Source organism: Devriesea agamarum (genome assembly GCF_900070355.1).
Classification (GTDB): domain Bacteria; phylum Actinomycetota; class Actinomycetes; order Actinomycetales; family Dermabacteraceae; genus Devriesea; species Devriesea agamarum.
The window spans coordinates 1,330,393-1,350,029 of record NZ_LN849456.1 but is presented as its reverse complement, the minus strand read 5'-3'; the positions used below and the strand labels follow the sequence as shown (position 1 = coordinate 1,350,029).

At 60.5% G+C, this 19,637-nt stretch carries 16 protein-coding genes; 7 read left to right on the top strand and 9 right to left on the bottom strand.

Features of this window, described 5'->3' with window-relative positions; all coding sequences use genetic code 11:
* Positions 1 to 194 precede the first annotated feature (194 nt).
* The gene (gene tgt, locus BN1724_RS05955; protein ID WP_084252804.1) at positions 195 to 1,502 is read left to right on the top strand and encodes a tRNA guanosine(34) transglycosylase Tgt; all 1,308 of its coding nucleotides are present in this window, start codon (positions 195 to 197) and stop codon (positions 1,500 to 1,502) included.
* Positions 1,503 to 1,602: 100 nt separating this feature from the next.
* Here tgt and BN1724_RS05950 read toward each other — a convergent pair whose 3' ends face one another.
* The 4 genes from BN1724_RS05950 to BN1724_RS12885 all read right to left on the bottom strand — a co-directional run bounded on the left by BN1724_RS05950 (position 1,603) and on the right by BN1724_RS12885 (position 6,880).
* Positions 1,603 to 2,169 carry a hypothetical protein gene (locus BN1724_RS05950; RefSeq protein ID WP_058234622.1) on the bottom strand — a complete coding sequence of 189 codons (567 nt, stop codon included), beginning with the start codon at positions 2,167 to 2,169 and terminating at the stop codon, positions 1,603 to 1,605.
* Between the two features lie 19 nt (positions 2,170 to 2,188).
* Positions 2,189 to 5,251 carry a glycoside hydrolase family 2 TIM barrel-domain containing protein gene (locus BN1724_RS05945; RefSeq protein ID WP_058234621.1) on the bottom strand — a complete coding sequence of 1,021 codons (3,063 nt, stop codon included), beginning with the start codon at positions 5,249 to 5,251 and terminating at the stop codon, positions 2,189 to 2,191.
* 176 nt (positions 5,252 to 5,427) lie between these two features.
* The gene (locus tag BN1724_RS05940; RefSeq protein WP_058234620.1) at positions 5,428 to 6,570 is read right to left on the bottom strand and encodes a sensor histidine kinase; all 1,143 of its coding nucleotides are present in this window, start codon (positions 6,568 to 6,570) and stop codon (positions 5,428 to 5,430) included.
* A gap of 154 nt (positions 6,571 to 6,724) precedes the next feature.
* Positions 6,725 to 6,880 (bottom strand): hypothetical protein, encoded by a 156-nt coding sequence (locus tag BN1724_RS12885; RefSeq protein ID WP_157085783.1) that lies wholly within the window; start codon positions 6,878 to 6,880, stop codon positions 6,725 to 6,727.
* 117 nt (positions 6,881 to 6,997) lie between these two features.
* On the opposite strand from BN1724_RS12885, the gene BN1724_RS05935 reads away from it, so the two are divergent.
* The gene (locus tag BN1724_RS05935; RefSeq protein ID WP_058234619.1) at positions 6,998 to 7,678 is read left to right on the top strand and encodes a response regulator; all 681 of its coding nucleotides are present in this window, start codon (positions 6,998 to 7,000) and stop codon (positions 7,676 to 7,678) included.
* 71 nt (positions 7,679 to 7,749) lie between these two features.
* On the opposite strand, the gene BN1724_RS05930 is transcribed toward BN1724_RS05935, so the two are convergent.
* Positions 7,750 to 8,370 (bottom strand): hypothetical protein, encoded by a 621-nt coding sequence (locus tag BN1724_RS05930; RefSeq protein ID WP_058234618.1) that lies wholly within the window; start codon positions 8,368 to 8,370, stop codon positions 7,750 to 7,752.
* Positions 8,371 to 8,396: 26 nt separating this feature from the next.
* Complete coding sequence (locus BN1724_RS12880; protein WP_157085782.1) at positions 8,397 to 8,552, bottom strand: hypothetical protein; 156 nt, start codon at positions 8,550 to 8,552, stop codon at positions 8,397 to 8,399.
* Positions 8,553 to 8,613: 61 nt separating this feature from the next.
* Here BN1724_RS12880 and BN1724_RS05925 point away from each other — a divergent pair, with 61 nt between their 5' ends.
* The gene (locus tag BN1724_RS05925; RefSeq protein WP_231928168.1) at positions 8,614 to 10,101 is read left to right on the top strand and encodes a DUF3375 domain-containing protein; all 1,488 of its coding nucleotides are present in this window, start codon (positions 8,614 to 8,616) and stop codon (positions 10,099 to 10,101) included.
* 77 nt (positions 10,102 to 10,178) lie between these two features.
* Here BN1724_RS05925 and BN1724_RS05920 read toward each other — a convergent pair whose 3' ends face one another.
* A complete protein-coding gene (locus BN1724_RS05920) occupies positions 10,179 to 10,604 on the bottom strand; it encodes an MGMT family protein (RefSeq protein ID WP_331709452.1) in 426 nt (141 codons plus the stop codon).
* A gap of 236 nt (positions 10,605 to 10,840) precedes the next feature.
* Here BN1724_RS05920 and BN1724_RS05915 point away from each other — a divergent pair, with 236 nt between their 5' ends.
* The 3 genes from BN1724_RS05915 (at position 10,841) to BN1724_RS05905 (ending at position 13,395) form a co-directional block, all read left to right on the top strand.
* Entirely contained in the window at positions 10,841 to 11,992 is a 1,152-nt protein-coding gene (locus BN1724_RS05915) for a YeeE/YedE family protein (RefSeq protein ID WP_058234617.1), read from the top strand.
* 261 nt (positions 11,993 to 12,253) lie between these two features.
* Positions 12,254 to 12,484, top strand: coding sequence for a sulfurtransferase TusA family protein (locus BN1724_RS05910; RefSeq protein WP_058234616.1), 231 nt, complete (start codon positions 12,254 to 12,256; stop codon positions 12,482 to 12,484).
* Positions 12,485 to 12,657: 173 nt separating this feature from the next.
* Complete coding sequence (locus BN1724_RS05905) at positions 12,658 to 13,395, top strand: DUF4194 domain-containing protein (protein WP_084252803.1); 738 nt, start codon at positions 12,658 to 12,660, stop codon at positions 13,393 to 13,395.
* 32 nt (positions 13,396 to 13,427) lie between these two features.
* Here the strand turns inward: BN1724_RS05905 and BN1724_RS05900 are convergent, their stop codons facing one another.
* Positions 13,428 to 14,474 (bottom strand): hypothetical protein, encoded by a 1,047-nt coding sequence (locus tag BN1724_RS05900; protein ID WP_157085781.1) that lies wholly within the window; start codon positions 14,472 to 14,474, stop codon positions 13,428 to 13,430.
* Positions 14,475 to 14,548: 74 nt separating this feature from the next.
* Here BN1724_RS05900 and BN1724_RS05895 point away from each other — a divergent pair, with 74 nt between their 5' ends.
* On the top strand, positions 14,549 to 17,938 hold the full coding sequence (locus tag BN1724_RS05895; RefSeq protein WP_157085780.1) for an ATP-binding protein: 3,390 nt from the start codon (positions 14,549 to 14,551) through the stop codon (positions 17,936 to 17,938).
* Here the strand turns inward: BN1724_RS05895 and BN1724_RS05890 are convergent.
* Positions 17,833 to 19,455: a maltokinase N-terminal cap-like domain-containing protein gene (locus tag BN1724_RS05890; RefSeq protein ID WP_058234614.1), complete on the bottom strand. Its 1,623-nt coding sequence runs from the start codon at positions 19,453 to 19,455 to the stop codon at positions 17,833 to 17,835. The two genes, BN1724_RS05895 and BN1724_RS05890, sit on opposite strands and share 106 nt — an antisense overlap.
* Positions 19,456 to 19,637: the final 182 nt, after the last annotated feature.

Here is a 19,637-nt window from a genome sequence, read left to right as displayed (position 1 = left end):
GAAGATCGTTCGACCGGTTACCGCGGCTGACGATGACTTGACGTCGGACATCGACTGTAGACGAAAGTTGGAAGGATGCAGAACGTTCTTGTCAGAGCTTGCCGTGTTCCTTGTCTTTCCTTTTCCTTCCATTGCCGCGAAATCGACGATTCGTTACCCGCGGGGCAGGCTGCCCGGCATGGAATGATAGGTCCGTGACCAGCAACTTCCAGGAGACCCCCGCGAGTCAAGTCCGCAACGCCCCGCAGCCACGGGTGGTAAAAGAGACAGGGTTTGACATTGTCCACGCCGCGAACGGCCGAGCCCGCGCCGGTGTTATCCACACCGCACATGGACAGATTGAAACCCCGGCATTCATTCCGGTCGGTACGAAGGCGACAGTTAAAGCTGTGCTGCCCGAGTCGATTGCCGCCGTCGGGGCTCAGGCGGTGCTGGCCAATGCCTATCACCTGTATCTACAGCCAGGGCATGAGCTGGTCGATGAAGCGGGGGGTCTCGGTGCGTTCATGAACTGGCCGGGCCCCACCTATACCGACTCGGGTGGTTTTCAGGTGATGAGCCTCGGGGCAGGTTTTAAAAAGGTCCTGAGCAGTGAATTTGCCGGTGGGGAGAAAGCCCGCACCGCGAGCGGAACCGACGATGCCGTGGCGAAGGGCAAAGAACGCTTGGCACATGTTGATGACGACGGCGTGACCTTTACCTCGTTTATTAATGGCGATGTGCACCGCTTCACCCCGGAGATTTCCATGCAGATTCAGCATGGTCTCGGTGCCGACATTATGTTCGCCTTCGATGAGCTCACCACGCTGATGAACTCGCGCGGCTACCAGGAACGAGCGTTAGAGCGCACTCGGCTGTGGGCGATTCGCTGTTTACGCGAACATGCTCGGCTCACCGCAGAACGAACACATCGCCCGTACCAGCAGCTGTGGGGAGTGATCCAAGGAGCCCAATACGAGGATCTGCGTCGTCGGGCGGCCCAGGATCTGGGGATGATGGATATTGACGGTTGGCGCTTCGACGGTTTCGGAATCGGGGGCGCGCTGGAGAAAGAAAACCTCGGCACCATCGTCGGCTGGGTGAGCGACGAACTACCCGATGACAAGCCTCGACACTTGCTGGGCATTAGTGAAGTGGATGACCTATTTACGGCGGTCGCTGCGGGTGCGGATACTTTCGATTGTGTCTCCCCGTCCCGGGTTGCGCGCAACAGCGCGGTGTATACCCGCACTGGTCGGGTAAATCTCACCGGTGCCCGGTTCCGCCGACACTTCGCTCCGATTGACGAGGCCTGTGACTGCTACACCTGCGGACACTACACGGTTGCCTATATCCACCATCTGTTTAAAGCGAAGGAGATGCTGGCTTCAACCCTGTGCACGATCCATAACGAACGATTCACGGTGCGTCTGGTGGCCGCTATTCGCCAAAGCTTGCTCGATGGTGATTTCGATGCGCTGCGCGAGGAGACTACCGGGGCCTATTACGGGTCGCCTCGCTAGAGCGAGTAGCGCCGGCGACTTGCGACTGTGACCACGCTCGTCGCTCTGCTGCATGCGGTGCATGTGTCAGGGACCCGGCTGCGCTCGCCTGGGTCGTGGTTCAGAACCCGTGCGCATGATCTGACTGCGGTGGACCCGAGGTCAGCGCGATGAGTGCCATTGCCGCGCCGACTATATGCACCGCCGCGGTGACCAGCATCAAGACCAGCAACAGGCCTGGCAGCCCGCGCCATATGGCAGGTTCGGTTTGGGTTATGAGTACCCCGGCTGTCAGATTGACTGCTGAGATGGCCGAGGCTAGAGCTACCAGCATGCCGCCGATACGTCCCACGCCTGAGCTGCTTTGGCCCAGCATGAGCCCGCTTAGTGCGCATAGCGCGAGGATCACCAGGTGGATGAGAGTGACCACGCCGTGCGCTGTGGCCTGCTCAAGGGCTGAGATGCGCAGCTCGTCCATGGCAAGAATCGTCGTCATGCCGATGCTCGTGACCCACCAGATCACCGCGGCCAAGCTGGTTGCGATCACAGCCCATGCCGTGAAAGGCGAGGGCGGCTCAGGCCCAAGCGCCCCAGGCCCGAGCCCTTCAGACCCGAGCCTTTCAGCCCCGAGTTCTCCAAGCCCGTGCGCGGCAGCCTGAGAATCCTCGCTTCTGTGCGCTGAAGTCATACCCAAGGCGCCGGTATCATCACTGGTTAACCTCTACAAAGAGCAGTTCAAAGGTCACCGGTCGCGCGGTGAGGGTGTACTGCGGCAACGGAGCGGGGCCACACGCTGCCGAGCCCACCCCGTGCAGAGCAGCGGATAAAGTCACCCAGGTGCGGCCATCCGGGATCAGCTCGCCGTTGTGCGCGGCGCGATCCAGTTCCGCTGGTGCCCACGGGCGAACTGCCAGTCCGATGCCTTCCGGGGCAACGATTCGCAGTGCACTGCCCTCGCTGCGAGTGAGCAGCGTATCCCTGACGTCGGCGCGGTTCCCGTTTTCCTGGGGGAACACGTAGGGGGTCTGCATATCGGCGACGCTGCGACGGTAGGTTCCAAACGTTGCGCTGTATCCGGTGTCCGGATATGACTCGCCGGGGCCGCGACCGCGCCAGGTCACCGTATCGAAGGTGCCATCCAGTGCGAATGAGAATCCGATCCGGGGAATCGGGAGGTCTTTCGGCCACCCCGGATCGGGGATGACCTCTTCTGTCAGACGCAACCCGATGCCGTCGCTGGACCAGCGCTGCCGCACGTCGAAGCCGAGCAGGGACCCGTTGAGCCCGATTCTCTGGGTGATGACCAGGTCGCCGTCGATCTCTTCGATGTTCTGGGTGCGGGTGCGCGCATGAGGTAGGCCGATTCGCCGCCAGCGGCTTTCCAGCGGGAGGAAGGTAAATGCCCGTTCGTTGTCGACCGGCGCTCGCCAGACATCTGTTTTGACCTGATCAAGCTGGATTCCGCCGAGGCTGCGCAGAGTCCCGCGATGGTCGAATTCTGCCTGGCCCAGGGCGATGGAACCTCCGGCGGCGATGGAACCGGGCTGGGCGGTCGGATCGGGTTGCTTCAAGACGGGAGTGACGGTGTCCTGCTGGCGCAGCGTGGGCAGCTGCGTGCGAAGTTTTTCATCGCGTACGTAGGTGGCGCGGACGACCTCGTGTCCCTTGGGCACCCAGGCAGTGGCGGTTCCGGTGACGATGCGCGCGGAATAGGTGGTCGCTTCCGGATCCATCAGATTCTCAAGGCTTACGCTCGACCCGGGATTAACCGGTGGCAGATGGTGATCGCGCCATTCACGGTCGTCCTGGCGAATCTGGAGCACCAGCGATGATGTATCGGCAAAGGACGCCCGGTTGTGAATCGTGAGGAGGTCTTCGCTCAGAGTTAGGGTGATCGGGCTAAAACACCATTTGGTGTCCTCGAGCGCGGGGGAGGGGGTGCGGTCGGGCAGCACGAGCCCGTCGGCTACGAAGTTCGCATCGTGCAGTGTTTCTGCGAAGTCGCCGCCGTAGGCATAGATGGGTGCGCCGTTTTCCCCGGTGGTGAGCAGACCATGGTCAATCCACTCCCAGATGAATCCACCGTGCAAACGTTCGTAGGTGTCGGTGAGGTCCATATATTCGCGCAGAGATCCAGCACCGTTGCCCATGGCGTGAGCAAATTCGATCCACAGGAACGGCAGCTGGTTACATCGCATGTTCACCATGTCGGCGGCGTCGACTCCGAGACCGGTATGCGCGGCTAGTTCTCGCATCCGCGGGGCGGCATCTTCGTGGCGGCCGATTGCTTCGCTGTCAGCGATGCTGGAATACATCAGTGACCACACATCTACCGCGCGTCCGGTGTAGTCCTGTTCGTAAATTCGTAGCCGGTCGGGGTCAATCGCATGGATTGCGTCGATCATGGCGTCCGTGCATACGCCGGTGCCGGACTCGTTGCCGATGGACCACATGACGATTGACGGGTGGTTTTTATCCCGGTGGACGAATCGCTCTGTGCGTTCAACCAGGGTGGATAGGAATCGGGTGTCCATGGCGGGGCGATGTCCTGCGCCGCGTTTTTCTTCGCCGGTGCAATCGGCGTGGAAACCGTGGGTTTCAAAGTCGCCTTCGCACACCACGTATAGGCCCGCTTCGTCGCACAGATCTAGGAAGCGCTGGTGCGGCGGATAGTGGGAGGTGCGCACCGCGTTGATGTTGTGCTGTTTCATCAGCTGCACGTCGAGGTCTTGGTTGCCTTCGTGCTGGGTGCGTCCAACCTTCGGGTCAAACTCGTGCCGGTTGACCCCGCGGAAGACTACGCGCTCGCCGTTGACGAGGATCACGTGTCCCCTAGTTTCGATCCGGCGGAATCCGATGCGCAGGCGCACGGTTTCCCCGCCAGCGCTGAGGGTAGCGTCATACAGCTGAGGCTGTTCAGCACTCCATGGGAGAACGTCCAGGTCAGTGAGCTTTGCTGCGCCGATGGAGGTGTCGATGCCGAGGTCGGGCACGAGTAGGTGTGCAGCTAAGGGTTTGTGATGGCGATCTTTGGCTTCAACGTGCAGGGATCCGCGTCGGGTTTCGGGATCGAAGTCGGCGTGCACGAACACGTCGTGGATGCCGCCTGCCGGGCGCAGCAGCAGATCTACCGAGCGGAAGATGCCCGAGAGCCACCACATGTCTTGGTCTTCGAGGTAACTGTTTACCGACCACTGGTGCACTCGGATCACGAGCCGATGTGATCCCGGGGTGAGCAGGTCGGTGATGTCGAATTCCTGGGTGAGCCGGCTTCCGCTGGTCACGCCGACATCGTGCCCGTCTAGGGTGATCCAGGCGCAGGAATCTACGCCCTGGAGGCGGAGGAAGACTCGGTCACCGGCGGCGATCCGGTCGTGCCAGCTCGGCGGAACCTCGAGGTTTCTCTCATACTGCCCGGTGGGGTTTTCTTCGGGAACGTGAGGGACGTCGATGGGGAACGGGAAGATGACGTTGGTGTATTGCGGTGCGCCGTATCCCTGGAGCTGCCATAGGCCTGGCACGTCGATTGGGGCGGCGGGGCCAAGGTCTGATCCGTCCGCGTGCAGCCCGTACCGGAAGTCCCAAGTGCCATCGAGACAGATCGACGGAGCGTCAGTGTGGAGGTGGGCGCGTCCGGGCATGAGGTTGCGGCCTGCGGGCAGCTGTTCCCAATATGGCTCTTTCGCGTGCAGACCGGTCGCATCTGGGTTGGCCGTCGCGGACGGTTGGGAGGAGTTGTGCTTCGTGTCCGACGACGGGATGGTGGACATCAGTGTGAACCAGACTTTCGTGAGCGCGGCGATTCGGGTCCGACGCCGGGTGGGTTCCAGGGGTTCTCCGGGACCTGATGGACATCGGATCTCGTCACCTTAATCTGTGACAGGGCCCGCGCGCGAGTATCTGCGAATGTGTGCCCACCAGCGCCCGATGCGGTGTGCAGGCTGTTTTAGTGAGCGCTGGGAAGTGTGGCGTGAAGGGTCCAGGTGGTGGGGCTGCTGGTCCAGGTGAGTTGTCCGCCCAGTAGCCGCACTCGTTCTTGCAGGCTCGCCAGCCCTGTGCCATTGGAAGGGATCTCGATGCGATCGGCTTCATCGGCGTCACTGGGAGTCAGACCGTTCTCAATGATCAGACATAGAGACCGGTCTTTGTCGGCGAGTTCTATCCGGCAGGGGCAGCCGGTGGGGGCGTGGGAGACGATATTGGTGACGGCTTCGCGCAAGAGGCGGTCAACGGTGCGGGAGACAGCCGGGTCCATCGGCGGACAGGCTATGTTTTCGGTGACTTTGTGCCCGAGGGAGCGCAGGCGTCCCGCCAGATCGTGGGCGAGGAGGTCAATATCCTCTGCGTCTGAGGAGACACTGGCCTTGGGTGTGTCGGTGTTGGAATCGGGATGCTCGTTGGTGGCTACGGCGTCGTTGGCTTCGAGCACTTTGAGTAGATGTTTGAGTTCGGTCAGCGCATTGCGGGAGGTGTGTTCAATTGCGCCGCGTGCTTCTTGGGCGGTGTGGTCATCGACGGCGTGGCGCAATACGGCTGCTTGCATGGTGATGATGGTCAGCTCGTGTGCGACAACATCGTGTAGTTCGCGGGCGAGGCGCTGGCGTTCCTCTTCCCGTGCGGCCTCTAGGCGCGCTGCGACGTCTCTGGACATTTCTTCGATGGCTCGTTGGCGGCGGATGGTGTTTCCGATGACCCAGATGATGACGGTCCCAATGGCGAGGCTAGGCGCAACGAGCCAGATCAGTGTGGTCCACAGTCGAGGGATGTGATTGCCAATAATGCCGATCACGAACAGATTGCCCACGGCAGCTAGCAGGAGCGGTATGCGCCGACCATGTACGGCTGCGCTGACGAGGGTGACGATCCCTATTGAGATGATCGGTGAGAAAAATCCCGTGGTCAGCGCTAATGCGAGTGATATTGCGAGAGCGGCCAGCGGAATCCATGGGGTAAAGAGCGCCCCGCAGATGGCGAGGATTTCGCAGGCAAGGGTGACTATCTCAACGGTGCAGACTTCGCCATTCTGAGCGGAGGTGAGGACCAGTCTGATGTCGTCGAATGTGGCTAAAGCCGCGAAGACTAGTGCCACGGCAATAGTCCACCGAGGTATCCACCAGGCACGGGGTCGCTTTCCCCGTGCTCTGGCAGCACGTGAGCGTGACGTTCGTGCGAGGAGCACGTCGTCAGTACGAGGATCTGTCAATGGCACGGGAAAAACTTACCGCGCGCCTGGTGGGATGAAATCAGCGCAGGTGAGGGGGGCAAAGTTCAGGAATCAGATCACATAGCGCCATTGCTGGGCCCATCGGTTTCGCTCCGATAGCTGCGGCCTGGGCGGGAACTGATCCGGCGAACACGATTAGAGCGGCAGCGGCGACGGTAAGAGTTTTCTTCAACATTGAACCTCCAGGATCGGCTGGGAACCTTTGAAACTCAAGAGTAACCTTGGAGGGTGAAGATGGGAAACTCAGATTCGCAGATTTTGGCATTTTGTAACCCAACTGATGGAGGATGGGATGAGGGCACGCGTGGTGATTGCCGACGATGAAAGCCTTGTGCGTTCCGCGCTCAAGATTTTCATCTCATCGTCGTCATCATTTGAGGTTGTGGGGGAGGCTGAGGATGGGCTGCAGGCGGTTGCGCTGGTGCGCGATCTGAAGCCTGATCTTGTGGTGATGGATATCCGGATGCCGCGCCTGCACGGCATTGAGGCGACTCGGCGCATTTTGGCTGCTCACCCAGCTACCAAAATTGTTGCGGTGACGACGTTTGCTACGGTGGAGTCGGTGGTGCCCATGCTCAGGGCCGGGGCGGCGGGCTACCTGCTGAAAGACACTCCGCCGGAGGCTGTTGTGGGGGCGCTTCAGGCGGTTCTGGACGGCACTGATGTGCTGGAACCGCGCATTGCGGCGGCTTTGGTGGATGCGGTCCCTACCCAAGGGAAACAGGTTGATTGTTCAAACATTGATCTGACTGAGCGTGATCAAGAAGCACTCGCGCTCCTAGCGCAGGGACTCAGCACCGCAGAGATCGCTAAAGAGCTTCACATCGCAGAAGTGACAGTCAAGGGAAGGATGCGTCAACTCGCTAATAAGCTTGGCGTTACCACCCGGTTACAAATATTGGTTCGAGCTACCCAGCTGGGGCTTGTGACCCCGCATCTGCGAGGTCCTGTGGTGGGTGACCCTTCGGTCTAAGGCGCAACCAAATTTCCGTCAGGTGTGACGGTTAGGTAGCCGCGACGGCCAATGGACATGACCGGCTGACCTCAGAACAGGCCAGGATGGCGCTTTCCGAAATCGCTCCACGTGTGAAACCGGGAGAGAACGTCCGTGTTTGACTCAGTCGGGTGATCGTCATCCATCCGGACGGTCTGGGTGGTGATGATTTCGTTGATCACACGCCCCTCGCGAGTCAAACCATCGCTGAAGGCAATATTGGCCACGAGCTGATTGTGGCCGGGATCGATCGGGTGCGAGAGCACCACGTCGAATGCGTGCACGGACGTCGCGGCGTCGAAACCGAGGTCACTCATGTGCGCGCCGTTGAAATAGCCCGGAGTCATGGCGCGGGCTACCCCTTTGGGACCCTTCGCGGTGTGAACCTCGACCCGGAACTTCGCCTGCGGAGAGTGCATGTAATACGTCTCAGTTCCCACATTGACGAGGTGAATCGCTACTAGCCCCGCGCATCCGGGCGCCTTAAGCGGTGAGACCTGATAGCGCACAGCGAGCTTGTGCGTGGCTGGGGCGGTGGGCGGTTGCTTTGAGTCAGCGAACGCGGACCCGACCCCTTGTGTAAGACCGAATGCCCCGATCCCAATACTTATGACGCCTCGACCGAGCTGCCGTCGGGAGGGTTCAAAGCCGCTGACGCGCGTGGAAGTCATCGCGATGTCCTTAGTCTGAGGGTTTATCAGTTGGCGAGGTTCAGGTAATTGGCCGGATCCTTCACGATCTTCACCTGCATATTGTCTTTCCTGCCGAGAACGAAATCTCCATGTCGGACCCCAATCGCATCTTTGGTGCGGTCACCCCTATCCCAAAGAGAGATCGGGACCGTGATTTTCACGAGTTGCCGGGGACGTCGTGCAACTCTCTGGGCTATGCCCCATCCGGTAGGCTCGTGATTCGTGATCGACGACCGTTCTGCTGGCCTCCCCATCTCGCCAGCTCAGCGCAAAGCGCGCTACGAGCAGCTGCGACGCCTAAGTACCTGGCGCCTGCTCGCCGGAACCAAAGCGCCTGCGGTGCTGGCGATCCTCCAGGCGATATTCCCCGCGGGACACCGCCGTCTACCGCGCTCAGACATGCATGCACGCGTGGAAGCCCACCTTGAGCTATTGCGTGATGAAGGGCGCGAACAGACTAAGTCGGCCGCTGAGTACTGCGAAGACTGGGTACGCGAAGGGTATGTGACCAGGCGTGATGACCCCAACCGGGTCGAAACGATGTTTGAGCCGTCTGCGGCCACCATTGACGCGCTCCAGTTCATCTCCTCATTAGAAGATCACCAGCCCACGACGACCACATCGCGTTTGCAGTTGGTGGTCCAGCAATTCGACCGCATCGCGCAGGACACCGAAACCGACCGTGACCGCCGGTTGCGAGATCTTCAAGAACAGCGTGAACAGATTGAACGGCAGATCCGTGAGCTCAGCGAGGGTGAGCTGCTTTTGCCAAGCCCTGAATCCTCCGTTGACCGCCTGCGAGATGTGCTGCAAATTGCCACCGAGCTATCGGGAGACTTTCTGCAGTACCGCGAGGATCTACGCAAGGTCGATCTCGGATTGCGCGAGCAGATTCTCTCGCCCGACGCAGCCCGCGGCGAAGTACTGGAAAGCTTGCTGGCCGGGGATGATCTGCTAGGTCAGTCCCAAGTGGGGCGCACATTCACCGCGTTTTTCCGGATGCTAAATGATCCGATCCGCAGCCAAGAGGCCCAGGCTGTGGTGGATCGACTGCTAGAGCGCGATTTCGCGAAGATGCTGACCCGGAGTGAACGCGAACGTCTGGCTAACGTGTTTTCAGACCTACATGAACCTGCGCAAGAGGTGCTCGATGTGAAAACCGAGCTGTATCGTTCCTTGGCCCGGTTCGTGCGCAGCCAGGATTTCCGGCAGCACCGGGTCATGCTCGATGCATTGGTGGAAGCACAATCGGTGGCGCTGGCGGCTCGCGATGAGGTCTCTAGCCGCGCACCGTTCCCGATGGAGTTGGATCTGGCCCGCGTGCTGGTGTCTTCAGTGTCGCAGCATCAACTGCGCGACCCCTCCGACCCGGGTTCACCGGCAGCTGCGGAGGTGTATGACGCGAAAGCGCTCAGCGTGGAGGTTCTGGGCGATTTGGTGCGGACGAATGACATTGACATTGATGGCCTGACCAAGGATGTCAACGATGTGATTGCTCGTACTGGTCAGGCAGGGATTGGGGATGTTCTGCGGGAACATCCGGCGCCCCAGGGGCTTGCGAGCGTGATCGGGCTGATGTTCCTGGCGACACAGCATGCTGAGCAGCGCGACGGGGATCAGGAAACGATCCGCTGGACCGAGCCTGACGGTCGCCCCTATGTCGCACGCATTCCAGCCTTTTTCTTCCTGACTCCGGTGCCTGCGAGCTGAGTGGGACGGGCAAGCTATGTCTTGCCACACCGGGCAGGTGGGTTTCTGGCTGGTTTGTTGGTGCTGCGCGGATGCGCTCAGGCGTCGGGAAGATCCTGCCAGGCTACGGCGGCGGCGTTGCGCAGCTGTGCGAGGTCAACGCGGTAGGTGGTCATGACACAGCCACGACCGTGAGCGGCAACCTCTATATTTTCGCGCTGCCAGTACGGCCGGGCTCGGGCGAGTATGGGGTGATCGCCATTCGCCCTGGTGACGCGCCACCACGGTACGGATGAGCCCCAGTCACGCATAATACGTCCGACGAGGCGCGCCCCGACCCCGGCGATTGCCCCGACATCGCCGTAACTTGCCACTCGCCCCTCTGGAATGCATTCGACTGTCCGCAGCACCCGCTCAATGGTGAGGTCATCCAGGCGCACCGGATGGCTGGGGGCAGGGTGTGGGGAATTGGGAGCGGCCTGAGGGGGATCGACTGCGGGTTGAGGGGGATCGACTGGGGGCACCTTTTTAGTGTGGCATGGGCGTTGCGGCGGCATGGTGGGTGAGTTTGTGTCCGGCGGTGGGTGGACTCGCGGATGTCCGGCGCTCTCAGCCCAACGGGTGATCGACATTTAGCGGGCGCGTACGCCTGCTTAAGATTCGCGGTCCGAGATCGGTTCGCAGCAACACGCGTTCATTTACTAATGATATTCATAAGTAAAACTTGGCAACGGGGGGAGTGAGCCGTTACCGTCATCGCATGATCCTCACTGGACTCCTCCTCGGTGCCGCACTCGGGTTCACCCTCCAGCGCGGCCGCTTCTGCGTCACAGGCGCCTTCCGTGACCTGTTCCTCACCCGCTCGACCCGCTGGTTCTCCGCCTTCCTGCTGGTCGTCGCGATCCAATCCGTCGGAGTATTTGCCCTCACACAGGTCGGGCTCATCTCTCCCGTCATCCACAACTTCGCACCCCTCGCCGTCATCATCGGTGGCCTGATCTTCGGATTTGGCATCGTGCTGGCGGGCGGGTGCGCAACCGGTACCTACTACCGCAGCGCGGAAGGATTGGTCGGCAGCTGGTTCGCTCTGATCACCTACGCTCTGTTCGCATCCATTGCAAAAGACGGCCCCCTTGCGCCGGTCACATCCTGGCTGCGCGGCGCCACCGTCCCCGCCTCCACCGTGTACGACACCCTCGGCATCTCGCCCTGGTTCCTCGTGGTCGCCCTCGTCATCGGGGTGGGCCTGCTGGTAGCCCACCACGTACGCCGTCCCAAACTGCCCGTGGCAATGCTTCCAGCACGCCGCACCGGACTGGCCCGAATCTTCTTTGAAACTCCCTGGGGACCCTTCGGAGCCGCCGTAATCATCGGTATCTTGGCCACCCTCGCATGGCCGCTATCTGCCGCGACCGGCAGGAACTCGGGCCTCGGTATTACCACGCCCAGCGCCGACCTCGTCGCATTCTTTACAACCGGCGACTTCTCCAAGATCGACTGGGGCGTACTGCTTGTGCTCGGCATCCTGGTAGGCGCATTCATTGCGGCTAAGGGGTCAGGGGAGTTCCGTCTGCGAGTTCCCGACGCCCCCACGCTGCTGCGCGCACTGACCGGCGGGGCCCTGATGGGGGTCGGGGCCGCCTGGGCCGGAGGATGCACCATCGGAAACGCCATGGTTCAAACGGCCCTGTTCAGTTACCAAGGCTGGGCTGCCCTGCTCGCCATGATCGCAGGTACCGGACTTGCCACCTACCTCCTGCTGATCAGGCCGCGCGCAGCAGCCAGGGATAAAGCCGCCCAGAACCAGACAGGCCGAACCTCTGAACGGCAAGCCCTGCGCACCACGGCCGCAGCTCTGGATCAGGGGGAGGCGCAGGTCGCTGAACCCGTCGGAATCAATGTCCGCTCGTGAGCACCTGGGCTCGGTGGGCGCGACCTCAACGTTATAAACAGCCCACCGCAACCCATAAAAACCCCTTAACAAAATTAAAAATCCCTACCAAATGCTGAAGGTTACTCGACAAATACTGAGCTCATTTAACAAATGTCGAGGTCATTCAATAAAGCGCTGAGGACCAGTCAACATTTACTAAGGGCCATTCAACCAACTCTGAGGATCACTCAATAAATACTGAGGATTTCTCGCCACATATCAAAGATACGGAGAAAACAGATGTCAGCTACCCATGTCCTTCAGACCAACGGCGAGGTCTGCCCGTTTCCGCTGATCGACGCCAAGGAAGCCATGGCTCAGCTGCCTCCCGGCGATGAACTCGTCATAGAGTTCGACTGCACACAGGCCACCGAGTCCATTCCGCGGTGGGCCGCTGAATCCGGTTACCCGGTAACCCATTTTGATCGCACCGGCGACGCGGGATGGACCATTACAATCCGTAAAGCCTGACCTGTTACATACCCGGCTCGCGTGCCCACCGAACCTCGGCACGGGTATCCCGTCGCCCATCCTTAGGGCCGGTATCTCGTCGCCCATGCCCTGACTAACGCGGTGGCCGCGGCCCAGGTATGTGACACAGGGAGGGCGTCGGGTTGGATGAGACACCGGTAGGCTGAGACGTCGTGAGCACCTCCCCATATCGTCGACCCGAATCTCGTCACGCCGACTCATCCGAGCCCGACACCCCCGGAACCGATACGGATACTCGCAGCGGTTCCGGGGGCTTTCGTCGCCTCGTTGACCCATCCCGACGGGTGCTGGTGGCGCTCCTCCAAGGTCCATTCCTGGACGGACGCAAAGACTCAGAGCGTTGGGCTCAGCTTCTGCGCGACCGCGAAGCTATCGAACTGCGCTTAGCCGACCTTTTCTTAGAGCTCGTTCTCGACGAGGACTCACAGGTCGCCTTCGTGCGACAAAGTGAACAGGATCCCGATGCACCCAAACTTCTGCGCAGACTAACGGGTCTGAATCGACTGGATTCAATTCTTCTGCTGATCTTGCGCCAGCACCTCCTCACCCAGTCCTCACGGGGCCAGCGTGCAGTAGTCTCCCGGCAAGAACTGGAGCAGGCGTTGACGGCCTACCGTCGGTCCACCTCCACCGACGAAGCCGGTTTCGCCCGGGAAATACGCGCCAGTATCACCAAGATCCATAAATCGGGACTCCTGGATGAACAAGGGGACTCTTTTGAAATCTCCCCGGTTCTGCGGCTGATGATCACCCCGGATGTGGCCCGGGAATTCACCGCGCTCTATCGCGAAGCGGGGGTCGATCTTGAATCAAGTGGGCGGCAGGCTGGTGAGGATTCAGATATGGACCAGGACGATACTGAGGCGGACATCCGCGGTCAGGGCGAGTAGCAGCTAAGCGGCTGCTTAATTGCAGGCACCGCCTAGGATGATTCGATGGCATGGTGGGCTTTAGGCTGCTCGATCGCCGGTCGGCTACAGGCCTTGCCGAGGGCTTCACCCCACATAGCTGGGAATCGCAACGGGAATACAAACAATTCGTTATTTCCATTGAGCAGAGCCGAGACCGCTACCAGCGCGTTGCGTCCGCTCGGCAGACCCGCGATCCGGATGTCATCGGTGTCGCCACCGTTACGCTGTATGAGGTGGAGCCGATCAGAGAGATAGGAGACATCGCCCGGTCCGAAATGGTTGGCGAGCTGGCCCGCATATGCGGCGACGGTGACCCCGGTGTGGGTGTCGAGACCGAAGCGAATCGCTGTCTGAGAGATAAGAGCGTAGATCCAGTCGGATACCGCGGCGTTGGACAAGGCTGTCAGCCGCACCGTATCCGAGTGGCCCTGCTGGTCCCTTATCTCGAATAGGGCGAAGATCGCGTCGCCCATGAGGTCGCTGCGAGTTGTCTGGTCCAAAGACAGGTGCACATCAGACAGGCCGCGAATGGTTCCGCCAAATATGCTCGTCGACGATGCGCTGTACCCCGAACGGCTAGCGACTGTGTGACCAAATGACGAGCCGAACATGGAGAAACGGTGAGCTACCGCGCCGCGCACCTCACCGGCTGTTTTCTGATCAAAATGGCGCTCAACTTCGATTAAAGAATGCGGAGCCAGTATGAAGTTATCTGGCGATCGGTAGGCCTCTGTAGGGGATAGTGCGAGCAGCGCCCCGCATTCTCGCGCCACCGCTTCAGCCTGCGCCCAGTCGGCGCCGTTGATTTTGTGGGCTTTAAATTCCGCAACGATGCCAATGCACAGCAATACCAAGCTGATAAGACCGATGGGAGCTGTGAAAATCGCGGCGGCGATGAGTCTCGCAGTGATGCCTAGTTCAGGATTTCCGATTCCGCTCGCAAAGGAAATCACGGAAGTAAGCATAATGTATATGAACATAATGATAATCCCGGCAGCTAACACCCCTCGGGATCTGCGACGTTGAGCACGAGCGGACATCATCGGAGGTTTACTCATGTCCGTATTTTATAGAGCACACTCCGATGTTCGCAGTGCGGGGGACAGCCCGGTAGTCGGTAGGCTCATCTCTTGTGAACACCGTGACTGAGACACCGCTTGCGGGCTTGGACCTCCCAGGCGCCGCTGTCAGTGCCCCCGCTCCGCGAGACCCCGACCACCCCCACCCCGGTCAATGGCGGTTAACGCACGTGCAGGTGTCCAACTGGGGAACCTTCCACGGCACACACAACCTCGCCATCTCGCCAAAAGGCTATTTCCTTACCGGAGGTCCTGGCACCGGCAAGTCCACGCTGCTGGACGCGATCAGCGCCTTGCTCACTCCGCCGCGCAGCCTGCATTTCAACGCCGCAGCCTCAGATGCCGGTCCAGCTCGCGCCAAATATCGGCGCACCGTCGCCAGTTATGTGCGTGGCGCCTGGGCGATGCACTACGACCAGACCACCGGGGAGTTCACCCAGCAAGTTCTGCGCGATAAATCCACCCTGTCGGTGATCTCGCTGCGCTACCGCGACGGTGCGGGGGCCCTGGTACAGCTGACTCGGATGCTGCTGCTGCACAAAGGCCACAGCGCCGATTCGGATGTGAAGAGCCTATATTTGATCGCCCGCAGTCCCCTTGACGTGACCGACCTGCAACCGTTCGTCGGAACCCAAATTGAAGCGAAGGCGCTGGAAAAAGCCATTCCCGGGGTGGAAGTATTCCGGCAATTCCGCGAGTACCGCGCGAAGTTCTGTCAGATACTCGGAATCCCCGATGAAAAAGCGCTCGGGCTGCTGCACAAAATCCAGTCGGCCAAAGAACTGGGAGATATCAACGCTCTTTTACGCGACTACATGTTGGAAGAGCCACGCACCTTTGACCTTGCGGACCAAGCGCTAGCGAACTTTGCGAACCTTTCCGAGGTGTATGAAGCGCTGGTGACGGCGCGCGAGCAACGGGATTGCCTGAGAACCGTACGCGATGCCTACACCTTGTGGAATGACCTGCGAAGTCGTGGCAGCGCCCTGGTTGATCGCCGCGCCGACATTGACCTGTTCGCAGCCCGCCACCTGGTGCGACTCTTACACGAGGAACAGGAGCATTTGCAGCGCGAACACGACCGCGCCATCGCCCAGCAGCATCGACTCACCTCCGATTTGGAGGAAAGCCGCCACGATCTCGCGCAGCTCAAAGAACAGCGCCGGCGCGCCGGTGGCGGCGAGATCGACGACTGGAAACAGCAGATCGCCGGCCTTGAGGTTGAACGCGACCGGCGCAAAGATCGGGCCACAGAATTTGCGGCCCAGCTTGCCACCCTCGATCTGCGGGCCCCGCTCGCGGAGGATATGTTCCTTGCCCTGCAACGAGAGGTGACCGCGCTCGCCGAAAGTCTCGCGACAGAAGAAAAAGAAGCTGGTCAGCGCCGTTTTGAGGCGGAGGCTGCGGTTCGCGACTTGAGTGTTCGACTCGAGCGCACCAAAGCGGAACTGGCATCGCTCAGCTCGCGGGCGTCGAACATGCATAGCGAAGACATCGCCGTGCGCGATGCCGTTGCGAATGCGATTGGGGTTGCACCGAGTGCGTTGCCGTTCGCCGCGGAGCTGTTGCAAGTTCGCGCCGGAGACGAAGAATGGACTGCGGCCGCTGAACAGGCGTTGCGCAGCCTGGCACGGTCGATCCTGGTCCCAGATCGGCACTACGGTGCGTTCGCGGAAGCGATCGATGGGATGAAACTGCGCCGGCGGATCTCCTACAACCGCATCCGCACCGGGTTAGTGCAGCCGACGCCACGGATTGACCCGCGCTCACTCGCGGCGAAGATCGAGGTGAAAGACGGCGAGTTTCAGGAGTGGCTCTCCCACGAGATTGCATCGCGCATGGACTACGTGTGCGCTGAAAATATCGACGAATTCAAAAACGCCACCCGCGCCGTCACCAAATCGGCCCAGATCAAACACTCCGCGACCCGGCACGAAAAAGGTGCCGACCGGGCAATTAACGACCGGTCATCCTGGGTTCTGGGATTTGATAACCGAGCTAAACGGCAAGTGTTCGAGGGGGAGCGGACTCTCGCAGAGCAGGCGCTGTTTGAAGCGCAGGCTCGGCGCAAGGACCTCGACACCCAGGCGCAGGCCCGCCGCGATCGACAATTCGCCATCGGCAAGATCCAGGGGGTGACCTGGGACGATATTGACGCAGCCTCCGTGGCTCGGCGCATCGCAAACCTGCGCGACATGGTGCGCGCCGCCGAAGATGGGTCCGCAGCGTTGACCGCGATTGCCCACCAGATCAGCGAGGTCGAGCAGGCTATCTCGGATGATAACGAAGAACTGCTGGACGTGACCGCCACCCTGGGACGTCTCGATGAGCAGGCGGAGAGATCTCGCGAACGGCTCGAGGACGCTCGCCAGCGCCTTGCGGCCCGCGAGCTGTCCCCCGAAGTTGAGCAGGATCTTGCGGAGCGTTTTGCCGCCGTGGCACCCACGATGGCACTGGCCACCATCGACCAGGTCACCCGCGATGCAGCCTCCACCTTAGATGCGGAACTCGTGCAGCTGACGAAGCAGACCTCGCGGGCAGAGGAGGATATCCGCACCGGTTTGCGCGAGTTCTCGCGGCGTTGGCCCGCCGATGCGGGAGACGTCGACACCTCGCTAGATTCTGCGCCGGAATACCTAGCGATCCTGACCCGGATCGAAGACGAGAAACTGCCCGATGTGGAGGAACGGTTTTTTAATTTCTTCACCGGGAATACCGTTGCGGACGTCCAGGCATTGGCGACCGCTATTGCTCGTGAACCGGCAGAAATTAAGAAACGTTTGGTGCGGATCAACAGTTTGCTGGCCCAGGTTGAGTTCCATCAGGGACGTTATTTGCAGCTGTCGATGCGCCCGGTGCATCTTGCCGCGTTGGATGAGTTTAAACGTGCACTCGGTGAGGCTGTGAATGCGACCGTGGCCAACGATGTCACGCTTGACCGTGAACTTGCCGAGCAGCGTTTCATCTCGTTGAAGTATTTAATGGAGCTGATCACCGCGGCTCGCACCCAAGATGACCAGGCTTCGAGGGCAATTTTGGATGTGCGTCGGCATGTGCATTTTCATGCTGAGGAAGTGAATGACGACGGGGTTGTGGTCCACGCCCATGAATCGGGTGGGCCGCTCTCGGGTGGGCAGAATGAGCGTCTGACGACGTTTTGTCTCGCTGCTGCCCTGCGCTATCAACTGGCTGGTACTGGGATCGATGTTCCTCGCTATGCGCCGATTATTATCGACGAGGCGTTCAGTAAAGGCGCAGGTAAATTCATTACCGCAGCGATGGAGTCGTTCCGACACTTCGGTTTCCAGGTGCTCCTAGCTAACCCGGGTAAGAACCCTCAGGCGTTGGCCCCGTTTATCGGCGGGGTGGGTGTGGTCTCGATTAGGGATGACAGGTATTCGTCGGTGAGCCCGATTGAGTTTGTGCCGTCGGACGAGGGGTAAGGACTTCCTGCAGGTCCGATATTTGAGGTCAGGCGCTCAATGGCGCTGAGAGGAATCGGTGCCCAACTGGGGCGGTAACTCGTTTCATACACCGCTTCATAGATGGCTTTGTCGATTTCGTAGGCAGCGAGTACGGTCAGGTCACAGGCTGAACCAGGGCCCGGCAGGAACCCGTACCCAGATAGGTAGGCGATGCGGGCCCGCTGTGCCCACTCCTGAAGCGATAGAGGCATCGCAGCCTGACTGTCCGGGGTAGCATCACCAGGCACTGGATCGCCCGGGGTAGCATCACCAGGCGCCGGTTTTCCGGGGGCCATGGCTGCGAAGGCTGCGGCGTAGTCGATGCTTCGCAGCATTCCCGCCAGGTCGCGCATTGCGGCATCGGGCTGGGAACGCTCGGACAGGGGGCGCATCGGTTCTCCTTCAAAATCCAGGAATACCCAGCGTCCGTTGGCATCGCGGATTACCTGTCCAAGGTGCAGGTCACCGTGGATACGCTGCGCGGAAGGCCACGATCGGTGTACTGCTCGATCCAGCATGGTATGAACGGCATCAGTGTGCTTGCGCAGCTGGGGCACCGTGTGGGATGCGGAGTTCAGGTGCGCGCGCATCCGGGCAAGCACGGGTTGTGGGTCCAAAGGCATCTCGCCAAATGCGTCGCGCAAACTCGCGTGGACTGATCTGGTTGCCTGCCCGAGGGTCACCATGTCATCGGCGATGTCGCGACCCTGTCGGGCCTGTTCGATGGCGAAAGCCCACCCATCCGTCGTATCAGGGATGAACTGCTGAGCGATACCGAGGTGCCCGTGAGCCACGCGAACGTCGGGGAGGGTGTCACTACCTGCCTTACCTACACGGTGATCGTCAGAGAGGGGCCACTGAGCTTCTAACGATCCCCGCACGGGCGCAAGATGCGGACAATGATGAGCACTGAGCGCAGTCTGTAACTCAATATCGGGGTTTAGGCCCGGTTGAATCACGCGAAATAGTTTCACGATAATCGGCTCGGCATCGTCGAACTCGAACACCATGGAGGTGTTGGACTGCTCGGTGGATAGGCACCGTGAGGATGTAACGGATCCCGGATGCAGGCAGGCAGTGAGCGTGGCCCGCAGTATCGCTGACCGGCCCGATGCGGATCGGGTGGCATCGACCAGCATTCCGTCGTGCGTCTGTCCGATCACCGCGTGAGGGTCTACCTGATGCGGGCGGCTGTGGTGGACGTCCTCGCAGGGAAAGACCTGAAGCGGTACCGCATAGAGAACCGGGGTGCTTGAAGCGGTATCTTCGAGCAACATGAGATGCACGAGGGGTCCCTCCACACCCGGTAACTGGACTTGTCCCCGCAGGTAAAGACGAGGTAGATCCGATGATGCTCCGGTATACCAGCGGGCATGCCGCATCCATTGGGCTATCTGTGGCAGCGCGCCAGACGGTAGCTCATCGCGAAGGCTGAACCGCACGAGACCACCCGGTGAGGCTGAGTCAGTGTGTGGTGCCTCATCGCTTACGTCCATATCTCTACTTTACGGTCGATCGAAAACTGCTGACTGTGATCGTGGGGCTGGTACCGTGTCGCAGGTGAGGACGGAAAGAGTCGAGAGCCGGATGGGTTTAAGGCACCCGATATTGTTCCTCGTGATCATGTTGATTGCGGTGATATGTGCACCCGCAGGAGTTGCCCGGGCCGTCGGAGAAA

Coding starts and splice junctions, on each gene's coding strand:
- BN1724_RS05950 (WP_058234622.1), bottom strand. CDS start 2,169: ATGACTTCAGCGCACAGAAGCGAGGATTCTCAGGCTGCCGCGCACGGG.
- BN1724_RS05945 (WP_058234621.1), bottom strand. CDS start 5,251: ATGTCCACCATCCCGTCGTCGGACACGAAGCACAACTCCTCCCAACCG.
- BN1724_RS12885 (WP_157085783.1), bottom strand. CDS start 6,880: ATGTTGAAGAAAACTCTTACCGTCGCCGCTGCCGCTCTAATCGTGTTC.
- BN1724_RS05935 (WP_058234619.1), top strand. CDS start 6,998: ATGAGGGCACGCGTGGTGATTGCCGACGATGAAAGCCTTGTGCGTTCC.
- BN1724_RS05930 (WP_058234618.1), bottom strand. CDS start 8,370: ATGACTTCCACGCGCGTCAGCGGCTTTGAACCCTCCCGACGGCAGCTC.
- BN1724_RS05915 (WP_058234617.1), top strand. CDS start 10,841: ATGATCCTCACTGGACTCCTCCTCGGTGCCGCACTCGGGTTCACCCTC.
- BN1724_RS05910 (WP_058234616.1), top strand. CDS start 12,254: ATGTCAGCTACCCATGTCCTTCAGACCAACGGCGAGGTCTGCCCGTTT.
- BN1724_RS05900 (WP_157085781.1), bottom strand. CDS start 14,474: ATGAGTAAACCTCCGATGATGTCCGCTCGTGCTCAACGTCGCAGATCC.
- BN1724_RS05890 (WP_058234614.1), bottom strand. CDS start 19,455: ATGGACGTAAGCGATGAGGCACCACACACTGACTCAGCCTCACCGGGT.